Raw genomic sequence first — 1426 nt, 5'->3', positions numbered from 1 at the left:
GTACTGCACCCCAAAAAGTTGGACACTTTTGGGGTGTTTTTTATGAAATATAATTATGAGATTCGTTTAAAGGCCGTAAAACTGGTACTCGAAGGCGGACTTTCGGTTAGGGAAGCCGGATGTCACTTGGGCTGTGGCCGCTCGCAAGTTCACTTGTGGGTAACATTATTCGAGCGCCATGGCCTTGCCGGCCTTAAGCTGCGCCACGGTAGCTACAGTGCAGAATTTAAGTTGTCAGTTTTGAAGCATATGCACCAAAATCATCTATCTTTGCTGGAGACAGCAGTGCATTTCGGCATTCCGGGCCCTTTTGTTATTCGTCAATGGGAGCGGCTCTATCAAAACCAAGGTGCTGAAGGCCTGCGGCGTAAACCGCAAAGAAGGAGGCCGGCCATGAGTAAATCGAAGACTAAAAAAGTCAAACTCAAAACGACTCCGCACGAAGAGTTGCTTAAGGAACTGGAGTATCTTCGTGCCGAGAATGCTTACTTAAAAAAATTGCAGGCCTTAGTCGAGGAGCGCATTGTCCGCGAGAGCGGGAAAGAGCCCAAGCCATCGAAGGACTAAGGCCGCAGTGCCGGCTTTCAGTATTGCTCAAAGCCGCAGGGATGGCGCGAAGCACATTTTATTATCACTTCAGAAAATCAAAACAACCCGATAAATATGCTCGCGAAAAAGAGAGTATTATAAGGTTATATCACGAACATAAGGGGCGTTATGGTTATCGGCGCATTACCGTTGAAATGAATAAGATCGGATATGCGATAAATCACAAAACCGTACTTAAGCTGATGAATATTTGCGGGATAAAAAGTCAGGTCAGGCTCCGTAAATACTGTTCATACAAAGGACAGATCGGACGGATAGCGCCCAATCTTCTGCAACGCGACTTTGCAGCCGAAAAACCGAATCAGAAGTGGGTTACTGACCTTACGGAATTTTCGGTTTGCGGCGTAAAGTTATATCTATCGCCGATTATGGACTTATATAACCGGGAGATTATTAGCTATAAAATAGCTGAACGCCCTAACTTTATGCAGATCATGAAGATGCTGGACGATGCGTTTGCCAGAATACCGGATTCTCCGGGTATTGTCTTGCATTCCGACCAGGGCTGGCAGTATCAGATGAAGCAGTATCAGCTCCGTTTAAGACAGAAAGGTATTACACAGAGCATGTCGCGCAAGGGTAACTGTCTGGATAACGCTGCTATGGAAAGTTTCTTTGGATTATTGAAGTCCGAATTATTATATTTGCAAAAATTCTCATCCATAGACCATTTCCGAAAAGAATTGGAAGAATATATCGACTACTACAATAACAAGCGGATAAAGAAATACTTAAACAACATGAGCCCGGTACAATACCGAACTCATGCCATCTAAACAAATACTAATCCGTCCAATATTTGGGGTGCACTTCAGTT

The 1426-nt window shown here is 44.5% G+C and carries 2 protein-coding genes; both read left to right on the top strand.

From position 1 onward, the window contains the following. Positions 1-567 (top strand): transposase (locus HMPREF9007_RS00140; RefSeq protein WP_277754737.1); only part of this gene is annotated, 567 nt, incomplete at its 5' end. Next, positions 498-1385, top strand: coding sequence for an IS3 family transposase (locus HMPREF9007_RS00145; RefSeq protein WP_117615371.1), 888 nt, complete (start codon positions 498-500; stop codon positions 1383-1385). The genes HMPREF9007_RS00140 and HMPREF9007_RS00145, both read left to right, overlap by 70 nt. The last annotated feature ends 41 nt before the right edge of the window (positions 1386-1426 follow it).

The organism is Bacteroides sp. 1_1_14 (assembly GCF_000162515.1).
Lineage (GTDB): Bacteria > Bacteroidota > Bacteroidia > Bacteroidales > Bacteroidaceae > Bacteroides > Bacteroides thetaiotaomicron.
This window is presented reverse-complemented; position numbering and strand designations above follow the sequence as displayed.